The organism is Syntrophorhabdaceae bacterium (assembly GCA_036504895.1).
Lineage (GTDB): Bacteria > Desulfobacterota > Syntrophorhabdia > Syntrophorhabdales > Syntrophorhabdaceae > PNOM01.
In genome coordinates this window covers 132,382-148,499 of sequence record DASXUJ010000088.1, presented here as the reverse complement: position 1 = coordinate 148,499, position 16,118 = coordinate 132,382, and the positions used below count along the sequence as shown (strand labels likewise).

At 55.8% G+C, this 16,118-nt stretch carries 12 protein-coding genes; 6 read left to right on the top strand and 6 right to left on the bottom strand.

Annotation, left to right across the window (positions count from 1 at the left end):
• Nucleotides 1-19 precede the first annotated feature (19 nt).
• Nucleotides 20-2,119, top strand: coding sequence for a penicillin-binding protein 1C (gene pbpC / locus VGJ94_13030; GenBank protein ID HEY3277537.1), 2,100 nt, complete (start codon nt 20-22; stop codon nt 2,117-2,119).
• Here pbpC and VGJ94_13025 read toward each other — a convergent pair.
• The 6 genes from VGJ94_13025 to VGJ94_13000 form a co-directional block, all read right to left on the bottom strand.
• Entirely contained in the window at nt 2,103-2,588 is a 486-nt protein-coding gene (locus VGJ94_13025) for a DUF192 domain-containing protein (protein HEY3277536.1), read from the bottom strand. The two genes, pbpC and VGJ94_13025, sit on opposite strands and share 17 nt — an antisense overlap.
• A complete protein-coding gene (locus VGJ94_13020; GenBank protein HEY3277535.1) occupies nt 2,585-3,235 on the bottom strand; it encodes a DedA family protein in 651 nt (216 codons plus the stop codon). The genes VGJ94_13025 and VGJ94_13020 overlap by 4 nt, the downstream gene beginning before the upstream one ends.
• 271 nt (nt 3,236-3,506) lie before the next feature.
• Complete coding sequence (locus VGJ94_13015; GenBank protein ID HEY3277534.1) at nt 3,507-4,778, bottom strand: fibronectin type III domain-containing protein; 1,272 nt, start codon at nt 4,776-4,778, stop codon at nt 3,507-3,509.
• A 440-nt stretch (nt 4,779-5,218) separates the two neighbouring features.
• Nucleotides 5,219-6,385: a hypothetical protein gene (locus VGJ94_13010; protein HEY3277533.1), complete on the bottom strand. Its 1,167-nt coding sequence runs from the start codon at nt 6,383-6,385 to the stop codon at nt 5,219-5,221.
• Between the two features lie 230 nt (nt 6,386-6,615).
• On the bottom strand, nt 6,616-7,818 hold the full coding sequence (locus VGJ94_13005) for a Xaa-Pro peptidase family protein (protein ID HEY3277532.1): 1,203 nt from the start codon (nt 7,816-7,818) through the stop codon (nt 6,616-6,618).
• The gene (locus VGJ94_13000; GenBank protein HEY3277531.1) at nt 7,793-9,502 is read right to left on the bottom strand and encodes a proline--tRNA ligase; all 1,710 of its coding nucleotides are present in this window, start codon (nt 9,500-9,502) and stop codon (nt 7,793-7,795) included. The genes VGJ94_13005 and VGJ94_13000 overlap by 26 nt, the downstream gene beginning before the upstream one ends.
• 661 nt (nt 9,503-10,163) lie before the next feature.
• Between VGJ94_13000 and VGJ94_12995 the strand changes: the two genes are divergently transcribed.
• From VGJ94_12995 to VGJ94_12975, 5 genes are all read left to right on the top strand, one after another.
• Nucleotides 10,164-11,027 carry a helix-turn-helix transcriptional regulator gene (locus VGJ94_12995; protein ID HEY3277530.1) on the top strand — a complete coding sequence of 288 codons (864 nt, stop codon included), beginning with the start codon at nt 10,164-10,166 and terminating at the stop codon, nt 11,025-11,027.
• 346 nt (nt 11,028-11,373) lie between these two features.
• Complete coding sequence (locus VGJ94_12990) at nt 11,374-12,192, top strand: 50S ribosomal protein L11 methyltransferase (GenBank protein ID HEY3277529.1); 819 nt, start codon at nt 11,374-11,376, stop codon at nt 12,190-12,192.
• Between the two features lie 270 nt (nt 12,193-12,462).
• The gene (locus tag VGJ94_12985) at nt 12,463-13,110 is read left to right on the top strand and encodes a hypothetical protein (GenBank protein ID HEY3277528.1); all 648 of its coding nucleotides are present in this window, start codon (nt 12,463-12,465) and stop codon (nt 13,108-13,110) included.
• A 26-nt stretch (nt 13,111-13,136) separates the two neighbouring features.
• Nucleotides 13,137-14,978 (top strand): PEP-utilizing enzyme, encoded by a 1,842-nt coding sequence (locus tag VGJ94_12980; protein ID HEY3277527.1) that lies wholly within the window; start codon nt 13,137-13,139, stop codon nt 14,976-14,978.
• 42 nt (nt 14,979-15,020) lie between these two features.
• Nucleotides 15,021-16,085 (top strand): PEP/pyruvate-binding domain-containing protein, encoded by a 1,065-nt coding sequence (locus VGJ94_12975; GenBank protein HEY3277526.1) that lies wholly within the window; start codon nt 15,021-15,023, stop codon nt 16,083-16,085.
• Nucleotides 16,086-16,118: the final 33 nt, after the last annotated feature.

Genomic DNA, 16,118 nt, shown 5'->3' with positions numbered 1-16,118 from the left:
TTTTTTATACGCCGCGGGCTTGGTATCCCTGGCCGCGGCCGGGGTGCTCGTTGCGGTTTTTCTCATCTGTTCGTCCCCCCCGCGGATGGGCTCTTTTGCCCATGTCAGGGATACCTACCGTGTCTCCGAGGCAGTCTTAAGGGACAGAAATGGGGTCGTGATCCACGAGATGCGCCTCGACATGACGGGGAGAAGCCTTGAATGGGTCGGTCTCGAACGGGTGCCGAAGGTCCTTCTCGCCGCCGTGGTCGCCTCGGAAGACAAGCGATTCAACGAGCACGCCGGTGTCGACCTCAGGGCCCTTGCCGCGGCGTGCCTTACGAATGTCTCCGGGGGAGAGAAGCGGGGGGCGAGCACGATCGCAATGCAGCTTGCTTCACTGCTCGACAGGAAGCTCCGGCCTGAATCGAAGCGCCGGGGCTTGAGGGAAAAGGTCCGTCAGATCAGGGCCGCCCGCATACTCGGGAAATCGTGGCCGAAGCGCGAGATACTCGAAGCCTATCTCAATCTCGTGAGCTTCAGGGGAGAGCTGCGAGGCATTCACGCTGCCTCCAGGGGGCTCTTCGGGAAAGAGCCGGAGGGGCTCGACCGGGGTGAATCCCTTATCCTCGCCGCCCTGATCCGCTCGCCCAATGCGCCCGTGGATACGGTTATCGGGAGGGCCGCGGCCCTGGATCGGGCACTCCCGCCACCCTCCGGCAAAGAGGCAATCGAGGCGAAGGTGAAGGAGGCCCTGGGGAAACCCTATGATCTCAGGGCCCGGGCTGCTCTCGCACCTCATGCGGCCTCTTATCTTTTAAAGAATGATGTAAAAGACCTGCAATCCACCCTTGACGGAAGGCTCCAGGCGCTGGCCGCGGAGCTTTTGAGGGAGCAGCTTGCCTCCCTCAGAACGCAAAACGTTTCGGATGGGGCAGTGCTCGTGGTGGAGAACAGGACAGGGGAGATACTCGCCTACGTGGGAAACGGCGGTACCATGTCGTCCGCCCTCCATGTGGACGGGGTGCGGGCGAAGAGGCAGGCAGGCTCGACCCTCAAGCCCTTCCTCTACGGCCTTGCCTTCGATAGGCGCCTCCTCACCGCCGCCTCCCTTATCGAAGATTCGCCCGTGGAGATCGCCACGGAGAGAGGGATCTATAAGCCCGAAAATTATGACCACACGTTTAAAGGACTTGTTCCCGCGAGGGTGGCCCTGGCATCTTCCCTCAACGTGCCCGCGGTGAAGGTGCTCATGCTTACCGGTCCCGATGAATTCACGGCGAAGCTCGGGGAGCTGGGGTTCGCCGACTTGAGGGACGGCGGGTACTACGGCTTTTCTCTGGCCCTGGGCGCCCTCGACGTAAGCCTCATCGAGCTGGTGAATGCTTACAGGACCCTTGCGAACAACGGCACGGCAGGAAGCCTTACCCTATTACCACGGTCCGGGAAAGAAAGAGGAAGGAAGGTCTATTCCAGGGAAGGGGCATTTATCGTCTCCCACATACTCGGTGACAGGGCAGCCCGAAGCCTTACTTTCGGTTATGAGAATTCCCTCTCCACCCGTTTTTGGACCGCAGTCAAGACGGGCACGAGCAAGGACATGCGCGACAACTGGTGTGTCGGCTATTCGTCGCGTTATACGGTAGGAGTGTGGGTCGGAAACTTCTCCGGCAGCCCCATGTGGAACGTCTCCGGCATATCGGGCGCCGCCCCCCTGTGGCACGATATCATGACCTATCTCCACGCCAATGGCTCCTCTCATGCTCCGAACCCTCCGCCCGGAGTGGGGCCGCGCTCCATTTCCCGATATGCAGGCGGAAGAGGTGAAGAGGAATGGTTTATCCTGGGCACCGAGCCGATAAGTGTGGAGGCGGGCCCACGAATTACGGCGAGGCCCAGGATACTCTATCCCCCCGGAAACCTTATTGTCGCGATCGATCCCGACATACCGACGGCCAGGCAAAAAATCGTGTTCGAGGCTTCCGCCGAAGGCAGGGAGGTCCAATGGGTATTGAACGGCGAGACGATAGGCACGGGAGATACGATCGTGTGGAGTCCCGCCGGGGGCTCCCACATATTGACACTCGTCGATGAGCAGGCAGCCGTTCTCGACGAGGTGCGTTTTATTGTGAAGAAGTGACGATTTTTACCCTTGTCCCTGCGTTGATGCGGCACGTTGCCGCTTTGCCGCCCTTCACCTCGACGACATATTTTGCGGGAAAGCGGGAGCTGATGGAGGTTTCATCTTTGGGCTTTGCGAAATCGTGGACCGAGACGACTTTGAAACGGGAGTCTATGAATATGATGTCGAGGGGGATAAGGGTATTCCGCATCCAGAATGCCCGTTCTTCATCCTTGCCGAATATGAAGAGCATCCCCTCGTCATCGGCAAGCCGCTCACGGAACATGAGGCCCCGGGCCTGTTCTTCATGGGTCACTGCCAATTCCACCTTGAAGGTACATGACGGCTTCGTCCCTTCGGGGAAGAATGCGACCTTCCCGGGTCCGCGAGACGCGGCCAGGATCGTGCCGGGAAAGAGGGTAACCAAAAAAAGGCCTATTATTGCCGTATGCCGCCCGGCACGGACCAGGCGATCGCTCCTGCTCATCCGAGCTCAGGTCCTTTAAGTCGCTGACGCAGGAATTCGACGAGGCCGGGAAGGATGGATATGATGATGATGGCGAGTATGACGAGGGAAAAGTTCTCCTTCACTATATGGAGATTCCCGAAAAAATAACCCGCGAAAAGGCAGACGGCGATCCAGAGCACTCCGCCGATCACGTTGTAGCTGATAAAGCGCCCGTAGGTCATGCTCCCGATGCCTGCCACAAAGGGCGCGAAGGTGCGGATAATGGGAACGAAACGGGCGATGATGATCGTTTTGCCGCCGTACTTCTCATAAAATTGATGGGTGCGGTCGAGATATTGGCGGTTGAGGAAGCGGACGCCCTGGCCGCGAAAGACCTTGGGGCCGATGATGCAGCCTATCCAGTAATTCGCCGTATCCCCCAGGATTGCGGCAATTGAGAGGAGTACGAAGAGCCATGCCACGTCAAGGGCCCCCTTGGCCGCAAATGCGCCGGCTGCAAAAAGAAGGGAATCTCCCGGCAGGAGTGGGGTCACCACGAGGCCCGTCTCCAGGAATATGACCAGGAAAAGGATAAGATAAGTCCAGACGCCGTAGGCGGAGATGACGGCGCTCAGGTGCTTATCGATGTGCATAAAGAAATCAATAAAAGTCATTACCAATTCCATTCACCTACTCCTCGAAGGGGGCAATCCGCCGAAAAGGGGAACGCCTTTCTTCTGCATTCGCCCTTTTGCCGTCGGGTTACTATGTATACTACAGGGATATCTCCGGAGTCAATCAACCCCTAATGCATGAGGCGGGCTGGAATCGTGAGGCAGTCCCCGCCGAGGGATAGTGGCTCTCATTACGAGCGGTTTTAGAAGGGATGCAGGATTCCCCGTGCCCGCCGCACGTGCACATTACGTACGGCGGGCATTTCACGGGGAAGGGGGCGCTTTATTTGGTAAAGACCGCCCTGATGGAATGGTTCTTCTGGACGCCTGTAAAGGTGTAGGAAGTGACTGCGCCGACCGGATGGCCGTCCACGAAAACTTTCTCCACCGTATAACCTTCGTGGGGAGTGATCGTAAAGGTCTGGCTTCCGCCGTCCACTACCTTCACGGGTCCGGACGGGGAGATCTCCCCTTTTGCCCCGTGAACGGTTGCGATCCGGTAAATCGGGACGAATGTGGCGCTCACCGTCTGATCGCCGTTCATTGTCACGAAACAGACGGGGTCGGTACCCGAGCATACCCCCGACCAGCTCGCGAAGAGGGAATTCGGGGTATGCTTCGCCTCGAGGGTTACCACAGTACCGGCACGGAAACGTCCACCGCCGGGTTTGCGCACCACCCTGCCCGGTCCGGTCTTGGTGATGGTGAGCTTATGGAGTTCAGCATTGGCGCGAACGAAGTGGGCGGCAATAGTATGTTTCGCTTTTACATCGCTGAACGTGTAGGAGCTTATACTTCCCTGGGGCTTGCCGTCTACCACCACGTTTCTCACCCCATAGCCTTCGGAGGGGGTTATGTCAAACGTCTGGGATGCCCCGCCCACCACGGCGACGCGTCCCGCAGGCGATATGGCGCCTCCCGCGGTCGCAACGGCATTGATGATAAAGGATTGATCGCTGCCGCCGCCGGTCTGGGCTATCAGGAAAGACTGACTGGCAATAGTGAAGACCCCGGTGCGCGCGGCGCCGTCACTGGCGGCTACGGAATATGCAATGGTTCCGTTCCCTGTGCCGGATGAGCCGGAGGATATGGTGATCCATGAGATGGGGTTCGTTACTGTCCAGGAGCAGCCGGCAGGGGTTTTCACCGCCACGCTCCCCGGTCCCCCCGCGGCGCCTGTAGTGGCGCTGCCGGGCGAGATAGTGTAGGTGCACCCCGAGGTGGGCTTAAAAGTTGCCTCGGAAGAATAGCCGCTCTCCCCTCCGTCGGAGTAAGCGGTGAGGGCAAAGTAATAGGTCTGGCCATCCACTAGGTTCGTTGCCTGGTGGGCGGTGGTGTTTCCCACGTCGGTGACGGTAGTGTAACTATGGCTTGCCGTTCCATAGTGGACCTTAAACCCAGTGTTGTCGGTCTGGGCTTTCCAGGCGAGGGTCGCCTGGCCCGCGTACGCGTATCCCTGCATAAGGCAGAGGGAAAGCAAAATAAGACAAAGCCAGGGAATAGGGTGGGACAAAAGACGGGCCTTGCCCCTTTTACGTGAAAACTGATGTATCATGAATCCTCCTTGCGGCCGCAGGTCGGACATCCGTGGAGCGCTCGCTCCGAAGGAGTTCTGAGAAAATAGGGGAGCCGGTGGATTGATTCCTTTCAATGACCACCTGACTGTTCGACACAAATTGAAAAGACGAGTTGTGCGTCGCCGGTAACGTGTCCTTCTCAGAACGTGCTGATTATGTCCCCGTTGGCCAGTTTGCTTGCCCTACCTACTGCAAGCACGATGCCTCCGGGATATGATGCCCTTAAGCTACCAATATAAAAGGGGTTAAATGATTTGAAGGAAGAGAAGCCGGATATGGGTGTGTACGGATTTTTCAGACAATCAGACGGGAGACTCCGTCTGATAATCGCTTCCACTTTGTTATTCTATCGTCCAAAAGAACGCCGGGACCGAGGTCCCGGCTGCAGATCGGTTTTTGCCTATCCTCGATGGTTAATCTATTGGCTCAGAGCGAAGCCGGCAGTCACTGTGGTATCTCCCGCCATAGTGAGTGTGCAGGTGGCGGCCATGCCCGAACACGCGCCGCCCCAGCCGACAAAGGAGGAGCCCCTGGCGGGCCTTGCCGTGAGGGTCACCGACGAATATCTCACGAGATTTTTCGATCCTGTCGAACAGTTGGGCCCGCAAATCGTCCCTCCGGGCCTGCCGCTTACCGTGCCTTTTCCGAAGCCGCTTTTCTCCACTGTCATCCTATATCTGCTTGACCGGGAAAAATAGGCGGATGCCAGGGATACGGACTGGATGGTTACGGTAAAAGGACTATAGACGGGGGCCTTGTTCAGGACGAATTCACTCAAACCGACGGGGGTCTGACGGTTTCCCCAGTCATAGGTGTACCCGAGCCCTGTCCAGGGATAAGGAGCGCTGCTCAAGGAATAGGCGTAGACCCATTCACGCCGGTTCTGAAACCAGCATTTATAATCCATATATTGAGAGCCTGCCGCGCAGGTGCACGCGGGATCGGAGGAGGAGACACAATAATCGTCCCATACCTTATAGTCGTTGCTCGTATTGAGCGAGAGGAAATGGCTCGATTCCCACGGAAACGTGATGCTTCCTTCCTGGTAGGTGATCTGCGGGTCGGGCGCAGGCCGGAAGAGGTCCGAAGGGTTTGCCCAGTATTCCACGATATAGTTGTTCCCATAGTTGGGGGGCAGTCCCAGGAGCTGCTCGATCCTTAACGTGGAGAAAGGGGTGGTCTTGAAAAAATCAAAAAGCTCCGGGACTATGGTGACCCAGGGGCTTCCGCTTACGGGACAATCTTTAGGAAAGGGTACGCCGGGTTGACAGGTATTGAACGGCGGATTTTCCGGTGTGCCATACTTGTACGCTGCGACGAGCAGTTTCGAGCCCACCACGCCGTCTTTCCATATCAGGTTTCCGTTGTCGCTGACAATGGGGGTGAGTCTGTTCCAGAGCCTGCCCGCATTGAAATTGTCCCTCGTATCGATGACTGCTTCCTCGAAGAGGGCGCACTGCGCATCGGTGCCCTGGCAGGTCCATGCAAAGAGGTAACCCTGGCTGAAGACCGAGGTGAAAACCGTGATAATAACCGCGAAAAAGAGAAATGAGAATACAGACCTTTCCCTGCGCCTTGCCGCCATATGGTAGCCTCCTTTATGAATGCCGCGGGACGAACCGGTCCCCGTCGGCCGATTTACTCCTTTACTCCTCAGAGGTGAGACAGGCGATTCGACGGAGATGCCCTGTTGTAGTTATCGCCCGATTTCAGCCGGACTTAACCCCCGACCCCTCTGTTCATCTGATTATGAAATTATTTCTTCAGGCGCGCCGGAATGGGCAACGCCTTTCGTGCTGATCTTTCGGATATGGATCATACCCGTATAATGTCGATCGGTGCGTCGGTCACCCTTTCCAAATGGTCCTTTCTTACGATGAAATCGACCTCGATGCCGATCGCGCCCTCGCCGGGAAAGATGAACTTCGGCTCGAAGGCGAATACCATGCCTTCTTCGAGGACGATATGGTGACGCGGGGTGAAGACGGGGAACTCGTTGATCTCGAGACCGAGCCCGTGGCCGATGAATCTGACCTGCCCCTCACCATGGCCCATGAAGTATTCCGACAGGCCTGCGGCTTTTACCTTCTCGTCGGCCCGGTTGTAAAGGTCGGAGGAGATGACGCCTACCTTGCCCGAATCGAGGGTGTCCTCGATAATCGCCCGGGCCACGTTATAGGCCTTCACGAACTTTTCCTGAAGCTCCCCGGCTGCCACGACCCGTGTCTCGTCCGTAATGTAGCCGTTATAGCCCCCGCCGTAATCTACGAGGAGGGGGACCCCTCTTTCCACGCGGTTGATGGAGGAGCCCTGCCCTATGGCATGGGTAACCCCCGCACCCGATATGGGCACGTCCGCGCCGGACGTATAGGTGGCGGCATGGCCGTGGGTCACGTAGATATTCATCATCTCCTGATTGAAGCCCCTCATCCTCAAAAAGCCCTGGTGGCCGTGGGCCCTGCCTTCCCCTTCCAATGCCGTGGCGATATCGATCTCCCGCGCCCCTTCCCGCACCACGTCCCGGGCCTTTGCAAAAACCCTGGAGACGATCTCCCCTGATTTTTTTATCTGCTCTATTTCAAAGGGGCTTTTGATAATGCGAAGATTGGTGATGGCGGAGGAGATATCGATGAAACTCTCCTGGTCGAGGATGTGCCTCCATCGCTCGTAGACAGAGACGGGCACCACGTCGAGCTCCATCCCGCCCTTTCCCTTGAGCACCCCTTTGTCTTTGAGGATACTTTTTACGTCCCTGTCTCTCTTGATGGGTATTATTTTGAGGGGGGTCTCGGCCTGGGCCCTGTAAAGGCTTTTTTCCACGAAAAAGAATGGACCCTCGTCCACTGATACCACGAGCACGCCCTTCTGCACCGTGCCCGTAAAATAAAAGAGGTCCACATTCTGGAGTACGATCGCGAAAGGGATGCCTTTCGCAGCCATCCTATCCCTCAGCCGGTCTATCCTGCCTTCTATCTCCTCCCGTGGGGTGAGATCACATATGTGCAAGTCCTTCAACATGGGCTAAAACCTTTTCCACGATCTCATCTTTTTTTACCCGTACGGACTCTTTCTCGTGCCTGAGCTTAATCTCCACGAAGCCGTCTTTCAGGTTCCTCTCTCCGATGGTGACACGGATGGGGATGCCGATAAGGTCGCAATCCTTAAATTTTATTCCCGGCCTCTCGTTGCGGTCGTCGAGTACGGCGTCGACGCCTTTATCGAGGAGGGTCCGGTACACCTCTTCCGCGAGCGCCATCGTTTCCGCATGGGACGTGTTCACGGGCAGCACGTCCACCTCGAAAGGCGCGATGGCAATGGGAAGGATCATGCCGTTTTCATCATGCCCCTGCTCGATGGCGGCGGCCACGGTCCTGCTCACCCCGATGCCGTAGCAGCCCATCACCATGAATTGCTCTTTTCCGTTATTATCGAGGAAGGTCGCATTCATCGCCTTGCTGTACTTGAGGCCGAGCTTGAATATATGTCCCACTTCGATCCCTCTGGTGGAGGTATGCTTGTCCCGGCACCGGGGGCAAAGGTCGCCTGCCTCCGCAGTTTTGAGATCATAGAAGCCTTTCACCGCGAAATCCTCCACATTGACCCCGGTAAAGTGCACGTCCTTTTCATTGCCTCCCACGACAAAATCTTCCATGAAAAGGATATCCCGGTCCGCAGCGAGGGGGATTTTGAGCCCAATAGGACCGGAGAACCCGAGGGGGCCGCCTGTTACCTCGTAAATAGTCCGCTCGTCCGCGAGCTCCACCCATTCGAAGCCCAGGAGGTTTCCGAGCTTCGTCTCGTTCACTTCCCTGTCGCCTTTGACGAGCGCGCCGATTACGCCCTGGTCCGTATTATAGATGAGGGTTTTTACCAGTTTATCGGCCGCCACGTTGAGAAAGCGCGCCACTTCCTCGACCTTTTTCTGTCCCGGGGTCTCGACCCTCGTGTAGGCGCCTTTCTTTCGGGACACATCCCTCTCCACGAATCCGATCTCCGCCTTTTCGAGATTGGCCGCATACCCGCAGTTGCTGCAGGAGATGATTACGTCCTCCCCTGTATCGGCAAGGACCATGAATTCATGGGAAAAGGCGCCCCCGATCTGCCCCGTGTCCGCTTCCACGGCCCTGAAATGAAAGCCGCACCGTGTGAAGATGTTCATATAGGCATCGTACATGTCGAGATAACTCTGCTCTGCGGCAGACTCGTCCACGTCGAAACTGTACGCGTCCTTCATCGAGAACTCTCTGCCCCTCATGACGCCGAAGCGGGGACGGATCTCATCCCTGAATTTCGTCTGGATCTGATAGAGCACCAGGGGAAGCTCCTTATAGGAGCGCACCTCCCGCCGCACGAGGTCGGTCACTACCTCCTCATGGGTCGGGGCAAGGCAAAGCTCCCGGTTATTCCTGTCGGCGAACCTCAGGAGCTCTTTCCCGTATTTCTCCCATCGCGTGCTCTCTACCCAGAGCTCTTTCGGCTGGACGAGGGGCATGAGGATCTCCTGAGCGCCCTTTTTGTTCATCTCTTCCCGGATAATCTTCTCTACCTTACGCAGAGAGCGCAGCCCCAGGGGGAGCCATGTATAGATACCCGATGAGAGCCTGCGGATGAAGCCGGCCCGAAGCATGAGCTTATGACTTACGACCTCCGCTTCCTTGGGGTCTTCCTTTACCGTGGGAATAAACATTTTGGAGAATAACATTATACCCCCTCATGGCTTCCCTGACCGGCTACGCCGGGAGCCTGAGCATATTTTTATCACCACACGAGTCCGTACTGACTGCCTATGGCTATATATGAAAAGGTACCTTAAAACGGTAGGAATCTCAAGGGATTTGTGGGGCCCGGCGATGGAGCGACGATGCAATCGCGGATGAGGAATGGTGGGTCCGACCGTCCGAGAGTCCGTACAAAAACTTTTCCTCCGCCCTTATAACTATTTTCATCCATGACGAAAGATTCTATTCCATTCACCCTTCAACCCTATATCCCTGAAAAATGTGCGATTTTGGTCATACTATATGCCTGGTGAGCCCACAAGTGAACGTTCAGGCGTCGTAAAGGAATTATCTTCTCCTGTTTACTGCGACACGGCTCTGAAGAACATGCAGTATGGGGAGATGAAAATATTGTTTATCAAAATAATATGTGGGTGTTCATGTGAATCGACCACTCGAAAGGGAAGAATAGACCCTTCCCAAACCCCACCACTAAAAATTTCCATAAAAAAGTAAAATTATTCTTGAAAAAGTTATGACATATATTGAATGATACAAACCTTAACATACTAATAATAACCATAACATACATAGACTGAAAATTGAAAAATTACAAACCCTGTTGTATACTCTAAAATGGAAATAATGTCGGCAAGGGATCTTTCACGATACCTTAAAATCAACGAAAAGAAAATTTATAAGCTCGCCCAGGAATCGATGGTGCCGTCTATGAAGATAGGCGGAAAGATCGCATTCATAAAAGAGCTGATCGATAAATGGATGCTCGAGAATACGGAGAGGGAAAAGCAGATATATATCGCGGGAAGCGATGATTTCCTCCTGGGCAGCATCATCTCCGCCTACAACAGGGACCATGAGGGCCTCGTCTTCTATGCGCCCGTGGGGAGCATCAACGGCCTCAAGATCTTACGGGACCACGGGGCAACCCTTTCATGCGTCCATATCATCGACACCGAAAAAAAGGAAAGCAACCTCTCCTACCTGAATAAATATCTCGCCAATGATGAATATGTGGTGATCCACCTCTTTGCGAGAGATCAGGGCATAATGGTGCCTAAAGGCAATCCGAAAGGGATCGGCTCGCTCGAAGATGTGGTCGTGAAGGGGGCCACTTTCGTCAACAGGTCGACCGGCTCGGGCACGCGACTCCTCCTGGATTTCCTGCTCCAGGAAAAAAAGATCGACCCTTCGAACATGAAAGGCTACGAGGTGGAGCTCGACTCACATCTCCAGGTAGGGCATAGAGTCTTAAGCGGCGCCGCGGACGCGGGGTTCGGCATCGGACACGTGGCCCATGTGCTCGGCCTCGATTTCGTGCCACTCTACAGGGAAAATTTCGAAATGGTAGCCCCCCGGGAGCGATATTACAGTGCCCCTGTCAAAGAGTTTCTCACCTTTTTCCAGCAGCCATCGCTGCTCCACCGGGTAAAGGATTTTACCGGCTACGACACGGGTAAAATGGGGAGCGTCGTCTTCCCCCGCCCCTAATACAACCTCGGTTTTGACCCCTGTCTCACCCTACAGCCCCGTTTCCATACCACAGGTCCCGGTTGATTGACACGCGGACATCCCAATGGGAACTTGAGACCGTAAGTTCTTATTAGCTCGCACAGCGAGCGAGACCAACAGTAGGCGCCTTAGGCGGGGGGAGGCTCACCCGGCTTTTGCCGGGTGAGGGGGCGACGTGAGCCCCTATAGGAGTGTGGCCGGGAATGTGCTATACTGGAGGCGCGGGAAGGAGTAGCTGTCCGCCCCATTCGTCATGACCGAAAGAAAATTCATAAAAACTTCCAAAATAATCCCCTCTGGGGAGAACGCAAGCCCCTTACCCGTGATGCGCATCGAGCTTCGCCTTCAAAAAGGCATGGAAGAGCTCCTGCCGGAAGACCTCTACCGCCTTTCCCCCTCGGGAGTCTGGACCGAAGAGAAGGGCGATTCCGTGCTCGTGAGGTTTTATCCCGACAACCGCGATGCCTTTCTTCGGGCAGTAAAAGAATTACCCGTCCCTGTCCTCGAGATGAAGATCGAGGAGGAAGAGCCCAGAGATTACCGCGCCCTTACTCAGCAGTACTTCCGCCCCATAAAGATAGAAGAGCTGACCGTCCGGGCCCCCTGGAACAGGAGCCGGGCCAAGGGCCCGATGCTTGTGATCGAGCCGGGAATGGCTTTCGGGACCGGGAGACACGAGTCGACGCGCCTCATGATAAAGATCATGAACTCGATCGATTTTAAGGGAAAGAGCGTGATCGACCTCGGGTGCGGCTCGGCCATACTCTCCCTCTATGCCCGTCTTCTGGGGGCTGAAAGGGTGACTGCCGTGGATAACGACCCCGACACGGTGGAGAACGCGGAAAAGAACATAGCCCTCAACAAGGCGGACAACATAAAGGTGGTCTGCTCCGACCTCGCCCTCCTTTCCGGCCCCCGTGATGTCGTCCTCGCCAATATCGATATAAGGACCTTTACCGCCCACAGCCGCACGGTGATAGACCTGGCCGCGCCGGAAGGGTTCATCGTCGTCTCCGGAATTCTGGGCAGAGATGGCAAAAAACTTCTCAGCCTCTTCGAGCCTTATACCCCCGTGACCATGGAAAAAAAGAACGCATGGCGCGGCTTTCTCTTCCGAAAGTCCCATCATTTTCCTGAAAGCTAGCACCTTGTCGAAATACCCGGCAGACTTCCCCCTCCCCTGCCTGATCATGTAAAACACTTCAGCTCCACTATCTCGATCGATCACAAGTTTCACATAATTAATTCTTATGGATCATAAGATTAAATTAATTGACTTGCCCCATCTATGGGCTAGAATTGAAATACAACCCGTCGAAGTGTTATTGCCGGTCACTGTTCTGCTTATGAGGGGACGCAGCGCGGCTCGGGAAGTTATTGTGTGAACGCGAATCCGGATGGAAAGGAGAGAGGCATGCCCATTTTATTTGCTGAGAATTACGACATTATCCACGAGAAGGAAGAGGAATACGGCGGATTCATCTCCCGGGTCTACATTCCCGAATGTGCGGCCATGGGCCTGCCGTCCGTGGGCGGGTACTACGTGGAGATCGGCCACGGGCCCAGGATCATAGGGGTTATGGCGGTGGCGCAGCTCGAAGACCTGGCGCGCATCATGTCTCAGAAGAAATTCAAGGAGCTGAACCTCGCCTTGAAAGGCCTCGTCTACAATTATAAAAGCTCCGTTATGGAGCCCACGGGACGGGTCAAATACGAAGAGTACAGCATACAAAAGGGGGTGTGGAAGCTCAACCAGTATTATGATTTGCGGCCGGGCATGAAGGAGGCCTACGCCGAATTCATCATCAAAGAACACCTCCCCGTGATGGCCAGGATCGACTACGTCGACATAACAGGGGGATGGAACGTCATCCTGGGCGGCGCGAACGAGATCGTTGCCGAGTTCACCTTCAAAGACCCCGTTGATATAGGGCGTCTCCTCAATAACGAAGAATTCAGGAAAATCACTCTGAAACTCAGGAATCAGTTCGTACGAAACTATGCAAGCCGAGTACTCCGTTGCACCGAGCGTTTCGATGAACCTAAGTGGTTCAGACTATAGACAATCCTGAAAAGGGAGGAGGGCTTATGGCGACACGATTCACGGACCCCCACGATGTTCCGGCCATTCCGGGCACCGAGGGTTGGGAGAAGATGTACCCTTACCAGTACCAGTTCTCCAAAGAAGATCCTGAAAGAGCAGCCTTCGAAAGCAATCAGATCTGGTTCTATGACGGTCTCCATTATCCTGAGCCCCATTACCCCTTCGACCTCATATGGGATGAAGCATGGTCCCTCGCCCTGTCCCAGTACAATACCCGCCATTTCATGGTCCCGCCGGCCCTCGGCATCGACCACAGGGTGGTAAACGGCTACGTCTATATCAGTCCCGTGGGTGTGCCGAGCATGGAGGAGATCGGGAAGCGGGTGCCCCTTTTCGTGGAGCGCGCCGGTTATTACTATGAAAACTGGGACCGCCTCTACGAGAACTGGAAGAAGAAGATGACGAACGTAATCGACCAACTCGAGGCCATCTCCTTCACCGACCTTCCTGAAATGGAGGATATCAGCGTCATCAGGGACGGCGTCGGCAAGGGGAGCGGGTACGAACTGCTGAGAAAATATGACGAGCTCATCAACCTGGGGCTCCTCTGCTGGCAGCACCACTTCGAGTTCCTGAACCTTGCCTATGCGGCGCAGGTGACCTTTTTCAACACGGCGGACCAGATCTTCCCCGGCATCCCCATCTCCACCCTGGTGAAAATGTCCGCGGGCATCGAGGCAATCCTCTTCCGGCCCGACGCGGAGCTTATCCGGCTCGCCAAGCTCGCCCTCGAGGAAGGGGTCGATGAGATTTTCCTGAAACCGGTGAAATCGAAGGAGGTCATCGCCGAGCTTGAAAAGATCCCCGCGGGAAAAGAATGGCTTAAGGAGATGGAGAAGTCCCGTTACCCCTGGTTCTATATCTCCACGGGCACGGGATGGTACCACACCCATATTAGCTGGAACGACAATCTCGACATCCCCTTCGATGCCATACGGACCAATATCAAGACGATAAAGTCGGGCAAAGAGATCGGCAGGCCTACCGAGGCCATCCTCAAGGAGCGCGACAGGATCGCCGACGAATACCGCAAGCTCATCAAGACGGATGACGACAGGGCGGCCTTCGACCAGGGCCTCGCCGTGGCCCGCCTCGTGCTCCCCTACGCGGAAGACCACTGTTTTTACGTGGAGCACTGGTTCCACAGCATCTTCTGGGGCAAAGTGCGCCAGGTGGGCAAGATCCTCGAAAATGCGGGATTTATGAAAAACGCCGATGAGGACATATGGTTTCTCAAGAGGGACGAGATCAAACAGGCCCTCTGGGACCACGCCACGTCATGGGCAACAGGGGTAAGGGCACGGGGCCCCTCGTACTGGCCCAAGGAGATCGCCTGGAGAAAAGAGGTGTATGAGAAGTTCAAACAGTGGACCCCGCCGGCAGCGCTCGGCGTTCCGCCCGAAGTGGTGACGGAGCCTTTTACCATCGTGCTCTGGGGCGTGACCACGAGCTCACTCCAGCAGTGGCTTGCCGGTCCGGCGGAAGGCGAGACCTCGGACGAGATCCAGGGTTCTGCCGGCTCCTCCGGTGTAGTGACGGGGAAAGCGAGGGTCTTGAAGAACGTGGAGCAGCTTGCCGACCTCCAGGAAGGGGAGATTCTCGTCGCCACCACCACGTCGCCGAGCTGGGCGCCAAGCTTTGTGAAGATCGCGGGGGCCGTGACCGATGTGGGAGGACCCATGTGCCACGCGGCGATCGTCTGCCGCGAATACGGTCTGCCCACGGTAGTGGGCACCGGAAAAGGGACCCAGATCATAAAGACCGGCGACCTTATCCGTATCGATGGAGATACGGGACTGGTAAAGATACTGGAGCGGGCGAAGTAGCCGCGGTCATCCGAAAATAGACTGCACGTGCCGGAGGTAAGGATGGGTGAGAAAGAAAAAGCGTACACCATGTGGTATGACGAGATGGAGGGCTCCGATTTCACCTTCGTGGGAAAGAAGAACGCCAATCTCGGAGAAATGATAAAAGCCGGCATACCGGTTTCACCGGGCTTTGCCATCACCATCCTTGCCAACGACTACTTTCTCATCAAGACCTCGATCAAGGCGGAGCTGGAGAAGCGCCTCAAAGACCTGGGCCAGGTGACGTATGAAACGGCAAAGGAAGCGAGCGATTTTGCCATGAACCTCATCGAGAACGCAGAGGTGCCCGCCGACCTCGAGAAAGAGATACTTTCATGCTATCGCGGGCTCTGCGAGCGGACCAAAACGGGGATCTGTCCTGCGGCGGTCCGATCGAGCGGAGCCATATCGATGCCGGGCCAGATGGAGACCTACCTCAATATCAGGGGTGAAGAAGACCTGATCCGCTATATCAAGAAATGCTGGGCGAGCGCATACAATGTGGAAGCCATCATGTACAGGATGAACAAGGGGATGCCCTTTCTCTTCAACATCGGGGTGGGCATCCCCAAGATGGTCCGCTCCCGGGTATCGGGCATCATCTTTACCATCAATCCCGTGAACGGCGATCCCTCGAAGATATCGATCGATGCGAGTTATGGTCTCGGCGAGGCCGTGGTAAGCGGTCTCGTTACGCCCGATACCTTTCTCATGGATAAGATCACCCTCGACCTTATCAAGGCCAGTAAAGGGAGCAAGGAGACCCAGTGCATCTACCGGGAGGGCGGAAGCGACATCATTCAGGTCCCGGTGGACGAAGAGAAGAGAGGCGTGACCTGCCTTACCATCGAGGAGTTGAGGGAACTCTCCCGCATCGGAAAGCTTATCGAGAATTATTACGGAAAAGCATATGACATAGAATTCGGCATCGATGAGGATATGCCTTTCCCGGAGAATATCATCATCCTCCAGGTAAGGCCCGAATCGGTATGGAGCAAGAAAGAGGCCGCCCCCAGAACCGAGCGGAAGAAGGATGCAATGGACCGCATTGTGAGCCAATTGCTCACAGGGGTACGCCTCAAATAGCCTCAAAATCCCCTCCGAACAAGTCTCCCCTCT